The organism is bacterium (genome assembly GCA_022616075.1).
Lineage (GTDB): Bacteria > Acidobacteriota > HRBIN11 > JAKEFK01 > JAKEFK01 > JAKEFK01.
The window spans coordinates 1-16923 of record JAKEFK010000048.1 but is presented as its reverse complement, the minus strand read 5'-3'; the positions used below and the strand labels follow the sequence as shown (position 1 = coordinate 16923).

At 48.3% G+C, this 16923-nt stretch carries 17 protein-coding genes; 5 read left to right on the top strand and 12 right to left on the bottom strand.

Translation table 11 applies throughout. The features are described 5' to 3' along the window. Window positions 1-110: 110 nt before the first annotated feature. On the top strand, window positions 111-1847 hold the full coding sequence (locus L0156_04125; GenBank protein MCI0602178.1) for a fatty acyl-AMP ligase: 1737 nt from the start codon (window positions 111-113) through the stop codon (window positions 1845-1847). Here the strand turns inward: L0156_04125 and L0156_04120 are convergent. The 4 genes from L0156_04120 to L0156_04105 all read right to left on the bottom strand — a co-directional run bounded on the left by L0156_04120 (window position 1844) and on the right by L0156_04105 (window position 5239). Beyond that, a complete protein-coding gene (locus L0156_04120; protein ID MCI0602177.1) occupies window positions 1844-2629 on the bottom strand; it encodes a urate hydroxylase PuuD in 786 nt (261 codons plus the stop codon). The genes L0156_04125 and L0156_04120 overlap by 4 nt on opposite strands. A gap of 94 nt (window positions 2630-2723) precedes the next feature. Continuing rightward, entirely contained in the window at window positions 2724-3923 is a 1200-nt protein-coding gene (locus L0156_04115; GenBank protein ID MCI0602176.1) for an SLBB domain-containing protein, read from the bottom strand. A 99-nt stretch (window positions 3924-4022) separates the two neighbouring features. Next, window positions 4023-4811, bottom strand: a complete 789-nt coding sequence (locus L0156_04110) for a DUF4388 domain-containing protein (protein MCI0602175.1) — start codon at window positions 4809-4811, stop codon at window positions 4023-4025. Beyond that, window positions 4808-5239 carry an ATP-binding protein gene (locus tag L0156_04105; GenBank protein MCI0602174.1) on the bottom strand — a complete coding sequence of 144 codons (432 nt, stop codon included), beginning with the start codon at window positions 5237-5239 and terminating at the stop codon, window positions 4808-4810. Before L0156_04105 ends, L0156_04110 begins: the two co-directional genes overlap by 4 nt. Before the next feature lie 144 nt (window positions 5240-5383). Here L0156_04105 and thiL point away from each other — a divergent pair, with 144 nt between their 5' ends. Both thiL and larE read left to right on the top strand, forming a co-directional pair. Then, a complete protein-coding gene (gene thiL, locus L0156_04100) occupies window positions 5384-6421 on the top strand; it encodes a thiamine-phosphate kinase (protein MCI0602173.1) in 1038 nt (345 codons plus the stop codon). A gap of 3 nt (window positions 6422-6424) precedes the next feature. Then, a complete protein-coding gene (gene larE, locus L0156_04095) occupies window positions 6425-7237 on the top strand; it encodes an ATP-dependent sacrificial sulfur transferase LarE (protein MCI0602172.1) in 813 nt (270 codons plus the stop codon). Between the two features lie 86 nt (window positions 7238-7323). On the opposite strand, the gene L0156_04090 is transcribed toward larE, so the two are convergent. Beyond that, window positions 7324-8037, bottom strand: coding sequence for an SDR family NAD(P)-dependent oxidoreductase (locus tag L0156_04090; GenBank protein MCI0602171.1), 714 nt, complete (start codon window positions 8035-8037; stop codon window positions 7324-7326). Between the two features lie 57 nt (window positions 8038-8094). On the opposite strand from L0156_04090, the gene L0156_04085 reads away from it, so the two are divergent. Continuing rightward, window positions 8095-8586, top strand: a complete 492-nt coding sequence (locus L0156_04085) for a TlpA family protein disulfide reductase (GenBank protein MCI0602170.1) — start codon at window positions 8095-8097, stop codon at window positions 8584-8586. Window positions 8587-8662: 76 nt separating this feature from the next. Here L0156_04085 and L0156_04080 read toward each other — a convergent pair whose 3' ends face one another. Together L0156_04080 and L0156_04075 are read right to left on the bottom strand one after the other, a co-directional pair. Further along, window positions 8663-9028, bottom strand: coding sequence for a response regulator (locus tag L0156_04080; protein MCI0602169.1), 366 nt, complete (start codon window positions 9026-9028; stop codon window positions 8663-8665). Beyond that, window positions 9029-11131: an ATP-binding protein gene (locus L0156_04075; protein ID MCI0602168.1), complete on the bottom strand. Its 2103-nt coding sequence runs from the start codon at window positions 11129-11131 to the stop codon at window positions 9029-9031. It lies immediately after the preceding gene. Window positions 11132-11229: 98 nt separating this feature from the next. On the opposite strand from L0156_04075, the gene L0156_04070 reads away from it, so the two are divergent. Beyond that, window positions 11230-11604 carry a response regulator gene (locus L0156_04070; protein ID MCI0602167.1) on the top strand — a complete coding sequence of 125 codons (375 nt, stop codon included), beginning with the start codon at window positions 11230-11232 and terminating at the stop codon, window positions 11602-11604. Window positions 11605-11663: 59 nt separating this feature from the next. Here L0156_04070 and glgC read toward each other — a convergent pair whose 3' ends face one another. The 5 genes from glgC to L0156_04045 form a co-directional block, all read right to left on the bottom strand. Next, window positions 11664-12902, bottom strand: a complete 1239-nt coding sequence (gene glgC, locus L0156_04065; protein ID MCI0602166.1) for a glucose-1-phosphate adenylyltransferase — start codon at window positions 12900-12902, stop codon at window positions 11664-11666. 50 nt (window positions 12903-12952) lie between these two features. Further along, window positions 12953-14368: a hypothetical protein gene (locus L0156_04060; GenBank protein MCI0602165.1), complete on the bottom strand. Its 1416-nt coding sequence runs from the start codon at window positions 14366-14368 to the stop codon at window positions 12953-12955. Next, complete coding sequence (locus tag L0156_04055; protein ID MCI0602164.1) at window positions 14359-15030, bottom strand: ABC transporter ATP-binding protein; 672 nt, start codon at window positions 15028-15030, stop codon at window positions 14359-14361. Before L0156_04055 ends, L0156_04060 begins: the two co-directional genes overlap by 10 nt. After that, window positions 15027-16220, bottom strand: a complete 1194-nt coding sequence (locus tag L0156_04050; GenBank protein MCI0602163.1) for an FtsX-like permease family protein — start codon at window positions 16218-16220, stop codon at window positions 15027-15029. Before L0156_04050 ends, L0156_04055 begins: the two co-directional genes overlap by 4 nt. Next, the coding region (locus tag L0156_04045; protein MCI0602162.1) for an ABC transporter permease at window positions 16217-16923 on the bottom strand (707 nt) is incomplete at its 5' end. The genes L0156_04045 and L0156_04050, both read right to left, overlap by 4 nt.

Below are 16923 nucleotides of genomic sequence, written 5' to 3'. Positions count from 1 at the left end.
GGGCATTCGAGTACTCAAACATATCCGTTCAATGAATGGACGTTCCGCGGAGCAAGAAATTCTCACTACGGAGCGCAGGGGCTTCCAGCCCGCAGTATAATTACACGTTTATGGACGAGATTCCGATTACCGCGAAGTTTAAAGAACTGGGCAAAGTCAATTCCAAAGGTGTTCGTTTTGCCGACGCCACCGGCGCTGTTAAGCATTATTCCTATGCGGAGCTGATGAATCAAGCGGGTCGAGTTGCGAATGGTTTAAGGATGCAAGGAATTCAACCTGGAGATCCTGTTATTCTGGTGATGACGAATCCACAGGCGGCCATTCTTGCAATTCTTGGTTGTATGATGCTCGGTTGTCCGCCGACTCCGGTTTATCCGCCGCTCAATTTGCAGGCTGTTCCCGGGTTTTTGCGTTTCATCAAACATGTTGCCGAAAGATCAACGGCTACGATGATCATCGCAGAAGGACAAACTTACTCTTTTCTTGGTTCGATTTCGCATCAAACGAAAACCGTCCGGAATGTATTGAGATTCGAAACATTAATCGCGGATGGATGCAACGATGATTCTGTAGATCCTGAAAATCCCGTGGCTTTTTTGCAATTCACTTCGGGGAGCACGTCAGATCCAAAAGGCGTGCTTGTATCGCACCGTGGCCTTGCCGCCAATTTGTGGATGATTCGTCAAGCCTCTCATATGAGCGAGTCCTCGAGCGTCGTAACCTGGTTGCCTGTTTATCACGACATGGGATTGATTGGGACCGTTTTGAATGCAATCACTTTGCCTTGCGATCTTGTTGTATTGCCACCGATTGTATTTTTAAAAAAACCGCGTCTCTGGCTGGAATTGATCACTGAGCATCACGGAACTCACACGGCGGCGCCGAATTTCGCGTACGGTATTTGCGCGCGACGCATCTCGGATGTCAGCGGATTGAATCTATCCAGCATGACGACTTTTATTTGTGGCGCCGAACCGGTTCTTCCCGCAACCATGGAAAAATTTGTGGAGCATTTCCAACCGGCTGGTTTGGAAGCGGGCGCGCTTGTGCCGGCATATGGTTTGGCAGAAGCTACTCTGGCTGTTACATTCACACCATTCCTGCGCGGGCTGAAGTCCGATAGAGTGGACCTCGCGGCATTATCTGAATCGCGATTTGCGAAACCGGTAAACGGAGAGGATTCTCATTCTGTCTGGATCGCTTCGTGTGGCGAACCGATGCCCGGTTTGTCCGTGCGCGTTGCGACTGAAGACGGTGCGCCGCTGGCAGATCGCGAGGTAGGGGAGGTACAGGTGAGCGGACCATCTGTGACTCCGGGATACATTGGAGACGAGCATTCCACGCGTAATTCAAGGACTTCGGATGGATGGCTCAAAACAGGCGACTTAGGATATTTTGTTAACGGCGAGTTGTATGTTTGCGGTCGAAGCAAGGACGTCATTATTATCCGCGGGAAAAAATTTCATGCGCATGATCTGGAAAGCATTGCGTCGGAAGTTCCAGGAATTCGCACCGGGAACGTTGTGGCCTTCAGTTCGGCCAAACAAAACGGGGAAGCGCTGGTCCTCATCGCTGAAACCCGAAAAGGAAACCATGACGAACCTCTGGGGCGGAACGTTCGAAACCGTCTCTCTGAATCTATTGGAATTTCGCCGGATGAAGTGGTGATCGTTCCGGCAGGAACGCTTCCAAAAACTTCCAGCGGCAAATTGAAACGGCTCGAAACGAAAAGGCTCTTCGAAACGGGTAAATTGCATTCGCGCCCCGGGAAAGTCTCAGCTTATCTCGAAGCAATGAAATCCGGATTCGGATTCCTTCTGCAGAAGATTGGTGTCCGCGGAAATTAGTCACCGATCTTCGTAGGAGCTGCGCTCGCTGATTTTACGTACAAGAACTTTGTAAGAAGCCAGCCTACCAGAACGATCACGGCTGCGATCAGCCAACCATACTCCTGGTTGCCGTACAATCCCGGATAATGATTGGAGACCATGAAGAAGGCGAGAGGCACACTCATATACGTGTTGTGTTTTGAACGAAGGCCGGCAAGCGCAACGACGGAAGGATCCGCGGCGGCTGCGGTTCCTTTGATTCCAGCAATGATTTTCTTTTGGGCCGGCCAGATTCTCATCCAAACGTTCATGAACATAACCGTGCCGAAAAAAGCCCCAATATGAATGTATACGGAGCGCCCAATGAGAATTCGGGAAAGTCCGAACAGGACCGCGACCACCAGCAAGAAAGAAATGACGGCGCCTACGGTTTCATTCTTTACAGCTTTCCAGACGATATCGTAAATAAAAAACGCTACGAAAAGTATCACAAGGCAAAGAATACTTGCCGTTCCGTTGGACATCGTGCTTCCTTCCGGAACCATGTTGTTTGCCATGTAATAAGAGAAAGCCAGAAGGAAGATTCCTGAAATCCATGTATACATCGCGCCCCACCTGAACCAGTAGAGCGAACGGGGCATGAGCTCCGGTACCACTTTCTTTTTTGAATCTGCATCATAGGTTTTGGCTACGTGTGCGTTGACGAAATTAAAAAAATAGAGATGGCCGATCCATACAATGCCTGCGGCAACGTGTATCCATCTGAACAAGAACTCCGTGTATGATTGAACCCATTCCATAGCTGCCTCCTTCTAGAAAACCGCCAAGCCGCCAAAACGCCAAGTTTTCAGAATCAAGAGAATTTATCTCTTGGCGTCCTTGGCGGCCTGGCGGTTAAACATTCGTCCCAAAGACTTGTGGAAACTGATTCAAAAAACTTAAAGATGTTAGAGCTGCGGCCCGGCTGTGCGCGCATTGACCGCGATATTTCATCATTTCACAAAATTCTCGAATTTTCAAAACATCGGAACGTTGCACTTGAAACAATTTATGAAGTTCTTGTGTTCCGATGAAGCAAGGGGGACAAACGCCGCAGCTTTCGCGCATAAAGAAAGAAAGGGTTTGGACAGCAACTTGCCGGAGATCGGACGAATCATCGATAACAATCACGCCGCCGGTTCCCAGATGACTCCCCACTTTTTGTAAATTTTCGAAATCCATGAAGGGATCCAATTCCACGGGGACGATTGGGGTTGAAGGACCGCCGGGAAAAATTGCGATGAATCGCCTCCCAGGCAGCGGACCACCACCGAAATCGTTCAGCAAAGTTGAAAGCTGGATGCCCAACGGACATTCGTACACGCCCGGTTTGCGAATTTGCCCTGAAAGGCAAAAGAGTTTTGACCCGGGAGATTCCTTTGTTCCCAGTTTGCGAAAAGTCTCGGAGCCTTGCATCAGGATCGGGATGGTGTTACAAAGCGTTTCCACGTTGTTCACAACTGTCGGGCACTCCCAGAGGCCATAGTCGTGGGGACGTGGCGGTTTCACCCGGGGAATTGCTGGCTTTCCTTCCAGAGATTCAATCATTGCGGTTTCTTCACCGGCAATGTATGAATCTTCACCGCAGTGTATCACCAGCTCCACTTTCAGCATTCCGTCATTGCCCAGAAATTTGTGATTCCGCGCCGCGATCAAAGCCCTTTTCAGACTCTCTTCTTCTTCTGCAAAAATGCCGCGTAGAAACAGAAACGCTTTTTCAGCGCCAACCGCAAAAGCGGCAATGGCCGTTGATTCCAGAACCATATGAGGGTTTTTAACGAGTTCCCGGTCTTTAAACGAGCCAGGTTCTCCCTCCGCTATGTTGCAAATGAGATAGTGAGGCTTCCTTTCCTGTGATAGCACAGCGTCCCATTTCGTTGCGGTTGGAAAACCTGCTCCCCCTCTTCCACGAAGGCCTGATTTGCGCACCTGTTCCACGATTTCCCGGGGGCCCAGCCGGACTGCCTTCGCCAAAGCTTGATAACCACCATGACGCAGATAAACATCGATCGTATCGATTTCAGGAATGCTATGGCAGCGTAATAATATTCCCATATGAAATGCATTGAACCGTCAAGACACTAAGAACGCCAAGATTCTAGAATGTATTTTCTCTTCCTGGCGCCTTGGCGTCTTGGCAGTTCATCATGCTAACTACTGAAAAGTAGGCGCCTGTAAACCGGAGACAATCCGGATTCCCTCTGAATCTTTTCTATAAATGAGTTTCAGCGTATATAGACCATAAAGGATTCTGGCAGTTTCATGAGGGCTATAAGGCGAGCCGGCACATAGATCGTAAAGATTCGTTTTTCCATCTACAAGACGTAAAACCGTTCGCTCTTTTTCTTCGGCTCCGTAGAGTTCAATGCAGAGGAGGGCATTCTCTTCAGCGCGCAATAATGTTTCACGGTTTCCCATCAAACCAATGACCCGTTTTGCATTTTGGATGTGGCGCACTCCGTCCAGAATAGAGCGCGGAATCGGAATATCCAGCTGGATCGGCTTGGAATGTCTGAACTTTCCGAGTTGAAAGTTGACTTCACCCTCGAACCAATTGAACAAGGACCATACGATCGCTTGTTGATGACTGCGCACGGCCCACGGCAATTCATCTCTTTGCAAGGATCCCATATCAATCAGAATCTCCCCTTGCCACTTTCCTTTCTGTTGTGCCATCAGCTCAATCGATTTGTCATAGTCCATGCGTGTGATCTTTCCACACCGAAAAAGAAACTCTCCCAGGTGATCATCAGGAGAATTCGATGCCGCAAAAATAATGTTTCCTTCGTCCACGAAAACCTGCTTTGTGATCCCCTCGTGCAGGATTGTGACGACTCCCGGGACTTTGTATTGGGCTATGGTAAAGAGAATTTCAGGAAGTGGTTGTTCGGAAAGTCTAACTCTGTAGCTGAATTGTGGTTTATCCGGTGGAGTTCTCTTCATGCCGGCTGAAGATGCTTCTTCATTCTTAGAACAGTGCCGTGATTCTTCTTTTTAAATTCGTATTCAACCCCATCCATAAAACTCTTCATGTAGAAAATGCCCCGACCGGTCGACTTTAAAAGATTTTCGGGCAGCAAAGGATTTTGGACCTGCGCAGGATCGAAGCCGACCCCTTCATCCTCGATGATCACGGAAAGTTCGTTGTTCTCATAGCTCATTCTGACGACCACTTTCTTCATGAGATCGCCTTTATTTCCGTGTTTGATGGCGTTGCTGATTCCTTCTCGAACGGCAAGAATAATCCAGTGGGTTGTATCCTCATCAAAGCCGATCAGATTGCAGAGGTATTTAACGAGATCGTGGCCAATATCTATGAACTTATAATTGCTGTTGATAATAAGATCAACTTCGTATTCGGCACCTGCCATGGACTGTGAAGTTCCCTCCTCAACCGCATTCTGGTGATTTATCGGCCGCTATTTACTGATTGCCACTATAGCATAGATGACTACAATCGCAAATAAGTATAGCCCACGAGATGTGACTATCGCGAAGGATATAATGAAGAGGTCATGACGCAAACCCTGAATCAAATTGGAGAAAAAAAACTGTTGCAGGAGCTCAAGAAGTACATGGGAAGTGCGGGAGAAATTGTTCGGACTTTCTCCGAGGATACGGCCGTTATCGACCCGGGCGGAAGGTCCTACCACTTGTATACAGTTGATTCGTTGATCGAGGGAGTTCATTTTCGACGGGAATATATGCCGTTCTTTTACGTTGGGCGAAAGGCGATTAAGGTTAATCTCAGCGATATTGCCAGCATGGCAGGCGTGCCGAACTATTACCTTGTTTCTCTCGGTCTGCCACCCGACACACCCGTTCAGGCGATCGAAGACATTTACGAAGGAATGAATTCCGTGTCAAAGGATCTTAATCTGCATTTGATTGGTGGAAATGTTTCGGCATCATCTCAGTTGTTTGTTGACGTTACTCTCATCGGTTCGGTTGCAAAAAACAAAATAGTGCAGCGAGACGGCGCCCGGAACGGAGATTCCATTTTTGTGAGCGGCCAGCTTGGGAGTTCGGCAGTGGGATTGAACCTCTTGAAGGAAGGTTTTCGCCTGCTCGGGAATGGTTTGATCTTTCCCGAGGGACAACGAGATTCTCATTTTGTTACGGAAGCTATCATGAGCCATATTGATCCGCCCTGTCTTGTGGAACTTGCGCAGAAGCTTGCGCAATCGGCCACGGTCACTTCCATGATTGACTTGAGTGATGGACTCTCGTCAGATCTTGCTGAAATTTGCCGTGAGAGCAAAGTGGGCGCGCAGGTGGAGATGGAAAAGCTACCTGTTGCACCGGCAGCCTTGTACTGGGAGCGAAAAAGAAACCGTGATCCAAGAATTCTTGCGCTGCATGGCGGAGAAGATTACCATTTGCTTTTCACAGTTAGTAAGAAATTTCGCGAAATCTTCCTGAGAAGGACCAAACCACTGAAAATAACGTTGTATGAAATCGGGCTGATCGTTGCGCAATCGGAAGGCATACAGGTGATTGAAGCGGATGGCCGGAAGTATCCTATGGGAGAGGGTTTTCAGCATTTTAGGTGATGTATGAGTGAACTCGAAAAACTTGCGGCGGAGAAGGAGCAGAAGCTGGTGGCATGGTTTGGCCAGTTTCGCAACGCGCTCGTTGCTTATAGCGGTGGCGTCGATTCCACATACGTCTTGTATGCCGCGCATCGCGTGTTTGGCAATCGCGTTCTCGGCGTCAGCTCATTCTCCGAAACCGTTCCACAGGTTCAAAAGGATTCTGCGCTGGAGAATGTGAAAATCATCGGAGCTCCATACGAAATCATCTACACGGAAGAAATGCAAAAGGACGCATTTCGCACGAACAATACCGATCGCTGCTTTCATTGCAAGGATGAACTTTATGGTGTGCTCAAAGAGATTGCGGGTGTTCGAGCATTCGACGTGATTGTGGATGGGACAAATGCCGACGATATTTCCGATTTTCGCCCGGGTAGACAGGCCGCTGAATTGCACGGCGTGAGAAGTCCACTCGTTGAGATAGGGATGAAGAAGTTGGAGATTCGCGTCCGTTCCAGGTTGGCGGGTCTCACAACCTGGAATATTCCCGCCTCTGCCTGTCTATCGTCACGAATCCCGCACCAATCATTCATTACAGTGGAGAAGCTAAGAACGGTGGAACTGGGTGAAGATTTTCTTCGATCGTTAGGTTTCCGGCAGATACGTGTGCGACACCATGACAAAATCGTTCGCATTGAACTCGCCCCCCAGGAAATGAAACGCGTGTGGGAGGAAGATTTGTTCGATACAATTGTTGCCCATTTCAAATCTCTAGGGTTTAAGTTTGTAACACTTGATCTCGAAGGTTATCGCACCGGCAGTCTCAACGAATAACGATAGAACAAAGTAGCGCGGGCGTCCCGCCTGCGTCTTCTTAGCTCTCGCAGCCGTGACGGCCGCGCTACTTCGTTTAGAATCTCTTACCTTTTCGGGGGATGGAGTGGCCGGAGATCGACCATGCTGATCAGAGAGCCGGCGGATGTGGTTAGTACATCAATAACCGCCTGTCCTACATCTTCCGCCGTTACCGCCCAGGATTTGTCCTTTGTTTGGCTGGAAAACTCTGTCTGCACAGTTCCCGGACAGATGGTGGAGACTTTAATGTTGTGATGTCGCACTTCCAGCATCAAACATTCCGCGAAAGCAATCAGACCATGCTTTGAAGCACAATAGGCTGATCCTCCCGGAAAGGAATTCTTGCCTGCCAGCGAAGAGATGTTAACGATGTGTCCTTCTTGGTTTTGAATCATGCCCGGAAGAAATGCTTTACTGCAATAAAACACGCCGAATAAATTCGTTTCCAGCGTTGCCCGAAAATCTTCTTCGTTCATGCTTGTGACTTCACCAAATCTTCCGATACCCGCGTTGTTGATCAGAATCTGTGGTGTGCCCATTTTTTCCTGGACTCTCGCTGCGAGGCTTTCTACTTCTTTCCACTTACGCACATCAGCTTTGAAAGTTAGAACTGTTACATTCAATCGGGAGATTTCGCGCGCAGTTTTCTTGAGCTCCTCTTCGTGACGCGCTGCAAGAACTACGTGGCAACCCTCGCGGGCCAGTGCTTCTGCTGTGGCTTTTCCAATACCTTTACTGCCACCGGTTATGACAGCTACTTTATCCTTGAGGCGTCTCATGACTAGACTTTACTTCGAGTAAACTTATTATAATATAGGCTCGGAAAAGACCTATCTATGAAAACATCTCACATTGCGATTTTTGTGATACTGCTCTCTCTTGTTTTTTTCGTTTCTTATTGCAAAAAACCCGTGAAAGTCTCGGATTTGCCCGAGGTAGAGCTGAAGGATTTGGATGGCGCCCCGGTCGATTTGGCTCAGTTCCGTGGAAAACCACTGATCATCAATTTCTGGGCAACATGGTGCGGTCCTTGCCGGTTTGAAATTCCGATGCTAAATGAACTGCACAAGAAGTATTCTTCGCGCGGACTTGTGATTGTGGGCATTTCCACGGATGAAGAAGGAGCTTCCATCGTAAAACCCTTTATGAAGGAATTGCCGTTTGAGTATAGTTCTTTTCTAAAAGGCAAAGACACTGAAGAAAAATTCGGAGGTGTTTGGGCCTTGCCGACCACCATTTTCTTCGATAAGGAAGGCAAGCAAGTCGATAAGATTCTTGGTGTTCAACCCCGCGAAGTCTTCGAACAAAAAATCCAGCAGATGCTTTAATCAAAGTAGCGCGGCCGTCGCGGCTGCAGCTCCTCGCAGGCGGGACGCCCGCGCTACTTCGTTCACAAACTTTCATCTATGCCAGAATCTGGCGAATTCTACGCAGCAAATCATCCGGTTCAAATGGCTTGGTGATGTAATCGCAATAGTCTGTTGGATGTGGCTGATTGTCTTCCCGTGGTGACGCCCGCGCGGTCAAAAGAGCAATCGGAATGTTTCTCGTTTCTTCCTTGGCGCGCATCGCCTCTAAAACTTCCCATCCGCTCAGGAAGGGCATCATGATATCCAGCAAGATCAAATCAAAATGATCGGTGGCGACTCGTGCTAATACCTCTCTTCCATCAGTAACGGAGGCCACGGAATATCCGGCATCTTCCAAAATCATTCTAACGAGATTAACGATGTCTTCTTCGTCATCTACGATCAGTATTTTCTTTGGCATTTATGTCAGATACTTGGGCGAGGAAACTGTTTCCGGTTTATTTGGTTTTACGGCCGCGGGGAGATCCGCTGCTTGCAGGGAAGGTACAACCATTCCAAACGTCGTTCCAAAACCAATTTTACTTTGTACTTCGATCGGGATTCCATGCGCATCCAGTATCGATTTAACCAGCGCGAGGCCTAGCCCCGTGCCGCCATACTTCCGGGTATGAGAGGAATCGACTTGATAAAAGCGATCGAAGATTCTGGGAAGAGCATCAGCAGGAATTCCGATTCCGTCATCGCTGACAGTAATCTCTACCGGCGTTAACGCCTCTACGATGCAGTTGCTCGTGTATGTTTCGAAATGGTAGAACGGTCCGGGATGATGAATCACCTGCGCCGCGATTCTGATTCTTCCCTGATCTCCCGTAAATTTAATTGCATTGCTGAGAAGATTCGTCAATACCTGAGTGAATCGCTGGATATCCACGAACAACACAGGAAGATCCAGAGGTATGCGAACCTGAACTTCAAGATTTCTTTTTTCAATTAAGTCTGCGTATTGCTCATAGACATCTGCCCAGATATTTTCCAATCTGCAGGGACGCAGCTGGATGGGCGCTTTTTTCGATTCCAGTTTTGTGTAATCGAGAAGATCATTAATCAAGCGCTGCAAACGCAGAATATTTCGCTGCGCAACGCTGAGTCCTTCACTTTGCATCGCAGTCAGTGGTCCCAATTTTTCCTTTTTTATGTATTCCACATAACCCTTAATCGAGGTGAGCGGCGTGCGCAACTCGTGCGAAACGTTGGCCAGAAATACGGATTTCAACGTGTCCACCTGACGCAATTCTGTATTCAATCGCTCCAATTCGTTTACCTTTTCGGTTAGAACATCATACAGCTTTGCGTTTTCAAGCGCTAAAGCGGTTTCATCGGCGATCATGACGAGAACCTGCATCAGCTCATGTTTAAAGGCGGATGCTTCGTCACTGTACACGGAAACAACTCCATGGATTTTGTCGGCGACCACCAACGGCGATGCGATACAGGAATGGATATCGTCCTGAAGCAAGGATTGCTTTAACTCTTCCGGTGCATCCTTCTGGGTATTTGAAATCCACAATGGTTGACGGGATCGTACCACATGAGCCGCTAGTTTTATGAAGGACTCTTTCTGCGGTTCTTTGCCTTTCAAAAGGTTTACCGATCTCCATTTATCCACTTCTGCAATAAACCAGCAATCGGTTTCGGTCACGAGGCTCAATTCCTCGAACAACAAGTTCATAACCGCATCCTGGTCTCGCAGAGTAATAATTTGTCTGCTCACACGATTCAGTGATGTAAGATGGCGCAACTTGTCTTCCAGGTCATACCGGATCGAGCTCAGACGTCTCAGAACAATATTTCCAATCAGCAAAGTGGAGCTGAGCACGAGAAAAGCAAGAATTCCCATCCGGTTGTAAGACAGGGCCATGACGACTCCGAACGGTATTGCTGCAAACTCCGTAAAGAAAGCAGGAATCAATCCTTTCCTGACGTATTCAATTGGCCTCTGTTGATTGCGCAAATAGTTTGAAAAGAAAAGGAGGACGCCGTTTAGAAGACTCAGGCCAAGGAACATCAGAATGATGCAGAGAATATTCCGAACCGTGAGATGTATGAGGGGAAGCTCAGATTGCAGCAGGTAAATATAAATCCAGCTGGCAGTTAGCCACATCAGCCCGATCATTCCACTGTTAAACACAACGATTCCAAGTTCGTAGCTGAGAGGAATCTTTTTACGCAATATCCAGTGCCGTTCGATCATTCGTTTGACCGAGCCAATTACGATGCCACTTACGGCAACCAAGATCGCAGGTACGGCCCCGAAAACCAACAAAGCTGCCGTAATAAATGAGGATCCGAACGTTATCACCACGTTCATTCGGGCGTATTGAAAATTCAGAAAGGATGCAATCACATGCATCATCAGAAACAGTGAAAACACATGAAGAGGCGTGGGCTGAGCGGGAAAAGGGGAACGGATCGAGAAGAAAATAACGAGGATAAATCCTATGATTCCGGTGAGCCAGTGGTAAAAATTGGCTGGTAGCCCGTAGTTGCTACGTCCCCCACGCATCCTGAAGAAAGTATAACATGCTCACGCTGAAGCGAGGCCCGGTTTATGATAATATAGCACTCGATTCACTGCCGCGAGAGAAAAACTCAGCTCACAAAATGCCAAAAATTCTTGTCGTTGACGATGAAGATGATGTGCGGAATCTTCTGATGATGATTTTTCGCGATGCTGGCTATGAAGTTGAAAGCGCCCGAAACGGAAAGGAAGCTGTAGAGAAAGCGCGAAAGGAAAAACCGGACCTGATCTTTCTGGATATCTTAATGCCGGTTATGGATGGTTTTGAGGCGTGTTCGTTATTGAAAAAGGATCCCGCAACAAGAAACATCTTTATTGCATTTTTAACAGCTAAAGACATGCCACAGGATTGGGACAGAGGATTGCAGTCGGAGGCGGATGTTTACATTGCAAAACCGTTTAACAATGAACGCCTCATCTTTGTCGCCCGCGAACTGCTCGCATTAAAAGAAAAGTAAACAAAGTAGCACGGGCGTCCCGCCTGCGAAGAGCTGCAGACGAGACGTCCGCGCTACTGTCAATCCAACACAGTTCCTTTCGGAACAACCACAACACCGCCTTCCGAAACATGAAAGCCGCGCTGGAGATCCGCATTCCGGTCGTAACCGACTTCACATCCCCGGGGTATTTTGACCCCCTTATCGATAATCGCGTTCTTAACCTTTGCGTAGCGTCCGATATCCACGCTATGCATGAGTATCGAATCATCCACTTTGGTGTAACTGTGAACCATAGCCCGCGGAGAAAGAATGGAACGGTTCACAACGCCACCGCTGACAATGCAGCCCTCCGAAACCATGGAATCCAGGGCGATACCGGTCCGCTTTTCTGCGAAATTCGCAAACACAAATTTTGCAGCGGGATAATCGTAATGAACAGTTCGGAAAGGCCAGCGATAGTTGTAGAGATTAAATACAGGATCGACAGCGATGAGATCCATATTTGCCTGGAAATAGGAATCAATGGTTCCCACATCACGCCAGTATCCAACTTCTTTTTCTTCAGAACCGGGGATCACATTCTTTGAGAAGTCATAAGCGTAAACACGGTAATGATGAAAAATCTTTGTGAAAATCGTTTTGCCGAAATCGTGCGCCGAATCTTGAAGAAGAGCATCTTCTTCAAGTTCGCTAATGAGAGTTTGACGGTTGAAAATGTAATTCCCCATCGATGCGAGAACATATCCCGGATTGTTGGGAATCGTCTTGCCGACGGGAGGTTTTTCTTCGAAGCCGATCACCCGCCACTCAGAGTCCACTTCAATAATTCCAAATTGCCTCGATTCGGAGGCCGGAACAGGGATCGCGGCGATGGTTACATCAGCGTTCACTTCTTTGTGAAAATCCAACATTTGCTGGACGTCCATCTTGTAAACGTGGTCGCCTCCAAAGACACAAACATAGTCCGGCTCTTCATCGAAAATCAGATTGAGGTTCTGATAGACGGCGTCTGCGGTGCCACGGTACCAGTGCTCTCCTCTGCGCATTTGCGCCGGCACAGCATCCACATACTGGTCCAGAGTGGCGGAGAGTCGCCAGGCCTTCGATAGATGAACGTTCAATGAATCGGATTTAAACTGAGTCAGGACTTTGATTTTCAGAAATCCGGAGTTCACAAAGTTGTTCAGGGCGAAATCAACGATCCGGAAGCGCCCGCCGAAGGGCACAGCAGGTTTTGCACGATCGCGAGTCAATGGGAAGAGGCGAGTTCCTTCCCCACCCGCAAGAATCATTGTCAGTACATTTTGCGAATACATCTTTCATTAGTTTAGCACCTGGCGTGATTTCTTTCCGAATCCAGGGCGATTTATTTCACAAAGGTTTCTGCGTTTCCGGTGGCCTTGAAATGATGTTTTTTGCCGTCGATCTGAAGCTTTACGTCGTAAGTCATTTTGTATTGAACAAAGTGAAGGATCTGGCCTTCTAATGCAGTAGTAACAAATCGATCCGCTTTTGCCGAAAGCGTCATGGAGCTGAAGCGTTTCTGAGCTTCCATCTTGAAAGACAGGGGAACCGTAAGGCCATCGGTGGTTTTCTGGTAATCAGAAAAATGAATGCGTTCCGGACGCAATAACGTGACAAAACCTTTCGAGTCGTAAACACCTGCGAACAGACCTTTGCTTTTGTTTTCCAGATAGATCTCGCCAAAAAATATTGCGAATTCTTCCGAGCGAGCATGCCCCCAGTTCCATTCTATCTGTCTCCAGATTCCCCAGTTGTGATCATGGTAGCCTTCGATTCCGTCAAAGTCATAGCTCGTGTTACCGATGCGAATGCTTCCCTGGTATTTTCCGCGGATCGCAGGAATCACATAACCTGATTCGAAGTCGCTTCTGCGCGCAAGAAAAGTCGGGGGAACATACAGACCCTCAGCAGGGTAATACAACAGCTTTCCTTCTACTGGTACCTGATCGGTAAAATTCAAAGTTATTTCATAATGATCCTTTTCATAACGAATCTGATTCGGGCCTGCGCTGTAATCAATTTTCTTCAGAGGCAAGGAGTCGTTAAAGGCCGGATATATATTCTCGAACCGACGATATTTTCCGTCATACATCCGCAAACTGACGATCCAGACAGCCTGATTTTGAAGTATGTCGCCAGCGACCATGATGCTCAAATAGCCATGGAACGAACCTGATTCAAAATTGAAGTAGTGCCATTCCGACCATCTTTTCATGTCCGGGGAATCAATGGAGGGCAGGTGAAATCGATCGAGCTCATGATAGAAATCGGGGACCGGAGGCTTGAGCCACGAATTGTCCCGCGAATCGTTATGCCAGGGTAGATGAAGATTCTTGATTCGATTCTCCTGATCCGGCAAGGACCCTTCAGCAAAAGCGTGAAGCGGAGGTTCCCGTTTGCCCACCTGTCGAATATAAGCAAGTTTAGGAACTATGTAGGGCGAGACGCTATCGATTTCATTCTCAAAGCGGCTGCTCTGTAGAAACTGGCGGACAATGAATCGCGCCTGCGGAATCGAATAGTAAAGCGCAGAGATTCCACCCACTTTCATGCTTTCCAGATCGATCCCCTGTGGCACGAGAATCAGGTCTCCACCACCAAACAAATTCTTATCGCGCGCCTGCTGCAAGACGGCTTCTCCAACCGCAAGAAGAGTCACCATCACTGCAGTTGCAAGCCCGTATCCCAGCAAGAACAGCAACGTTCGTTTTGGTTTGGCTGCAAATGTTCTTTGCAGAAGAAGCCAGGCTATTCCCATTTACCATCTCGCATGTGTTGAATCAGTTTTGCAGAAGCGGCCAGGTCCGGGTTGTGAGTGACCATTACGATCGTGAGGCCGTTTTCGTGAAAACGTTGAAACAGGCTAACGATTTCAAGACCGGTTGCTGCATCTAATTCTCCGGTTGGCTCGTCCGCCAGAAGCAGCTCGGGATCATTTGCGAGAGCTCGCGCAATGGCGACGCGTTGCATCTCGCCTCCGCTGAGCTGAGAAGGCCGGTGATTACGGCGCTCGGCAAGATTCACCGAATCCAGCAAATAGGCCGCCTTTTCAGCTCTAAGCCTTGGAGGAATGCGTTCCTCGCGCATAGGCAATTCCACATTCTCTTGCGCAGTTAACATGGGCAGCAGATAGAAACGCTGAAACACGAAACCAATTTTTTGTAAACGGAGCCTGGTTTTGTGTTGCTCAGTCCAGCCAACGATGGATTCACCGTGCCACCGGACCTCTCCGCTGGAAGGGGAATCCAGCGCACCCAGAAGATGCAAAAAGGTTGATTTTCCGCATCCGCTGGGTCCAACAATGGCGATTAAATCCCCCTGGTGAACAGCCAGCGAGATGCCCCGAAGCGCTAGAACCGGTTTTTCCATCTGATGATAGGTTTTGTGAACTTCCCGGGCTTCAACAATGATCTCGTTCATAAGATCTCTTCACGCAACGTCTCGGCAACCGGAAGCCGGATGGCGGCAGCTGCAGGATAAATTCCAGCGAAGAATCCCGTGAAAAGCAGCACGAGAAATCCTTGCAGGACCGAAGCGGGATCAAAAATGAAAAAAGAAAACTCTTCAGGAAGTCCCGGCGCCGAAGTAAGAATCCGGTCGAGATAAATCGCCACAATCTTGCCCAGAAATGCTCCGAGCACCGCAGATGCGATCGCCGTAAGCATTCCTTCTAATAGAATAGTAACAAAAACAGTTTTCCGGCTTAATCCGATCGCTTTTAACAGCGCTATTTCTCCCACGCGGTCGTGGAAGGAGATTGTGGTGATGATGAAAACGAGGACGAAAGTTACCACAAGGCTGATGCCGCCGAGAATATATGAGAATTGCTTGAAATAAGAGAGCTGTCTATCCACTTCCTGAATGACTGAGTCGATCGTGTAGGCTGTGATCTGCGGGAACTGAACGTTGACTCGCTCAACAACTTGCGATGCTCGCGAAGGATCTTTCAGCTTGATCAACATTGCGGAAACGGGTTGCTCCGATTCCTGCAGCATCAGTTTCTGCAAAAAGGGAAGCGGCGTGGCAATCGTAAACTGACCCTCGGCATCCAAATAAAAGTAGGCGATTCCTACCACTCGAACGGGGACAGTTTCCTGTCCACCTGATGTTTGCGATTGGCTTGGCATCCACAGATGCAGCGTATCTCCAGGCCGGAGTTTTTTTTCATTCGCAAGATACGGATTGATGAGAACTCCATCACCAGCTGGATGTATATTCGAACCTTCCAGGACTTTGTAACTGAGAGTCTGGCTGATCTCCAATCCTATAGCGAAGCTCGTAAATGTTTCCTTGTTAGAACGAACGGCAACCGTTGTCCCAAGCATTGCATCCACTGCCCTGATTTCCGGAAATTTCAGGAGTTCTTGCTTGAGATAACCAAAATTCTTGATTTGAGCTTCCGTTTCAAACGGAAGAGTTCCGCGGGCACTTGCGCGAACTTCGTATCCCATTTCAGTGAGAACTCTGGTAATGCTGATGCTCAAGCCACTTGCAAGCAAAATCATGTCGAGCAGTAGAGCAGCGGTGATTGAGATTCCCAGGATGTAGAGAATATTTCGGGAGGGATGGCGCAAAAGGTTTCGCAGCGCAAGGAACAGAGGAAACTTCATCGCCCGAGTTCCTGTAAGACTTGAAGCCGTTTAAGACGAAACCACGAAAATGTTCCCGCAACTATTCCAAGAACGAAGGAAACTGTGGCTGCCTGGAGCAGGATCGGCACGGTCACTTTCGCAAAAATCAAAGTGGTTTGATAGAAGTTCTGGTAGTACAGATTTACCACTCGCGCCGCGAGTATTCCCAGAAACGCTCCTATCAAGCTTGCAAGAAAAGCGAAGAAAATCGACTCAAGAACAAGAGTCTTTAAGATGGTTTTTCTGGAAATCCCGGTCACGGTGAGAATTGCAAATTGCTTCCGTTGATCTTCGACCCTCATGACCACCAGCGCGAAGATGAAGATTGCGCCGGCCATCATCGTGATAAAAGCAATGGCTTTGTGAAAGCGGCTGACCACTTCAAAAGTTGTGCTGTTTCGCGTGGCAAGCTCTTCGGCCGAATTCGCGGTAAAGCCGATCGCTTCTGCGTTCAGTCTTGCAGCGAGATGAGACGCATTGCTTCCATTTTTTAGCCTGACAGAAACGAGATCGAGTTGATCTGGCCTGTTGATGAGCGTCTCCAGGTCTGACAAATGCATCTTGATCTGATTCCGTTGCAGAGGAACGAGATAAGGATCCGCCTTTTCCCTGTATACGTGCGCCACGCGAAAAGTCCGTGCTTCTTTCATATCGCCGGCTGCGGAGATCTCTACAAGATCAC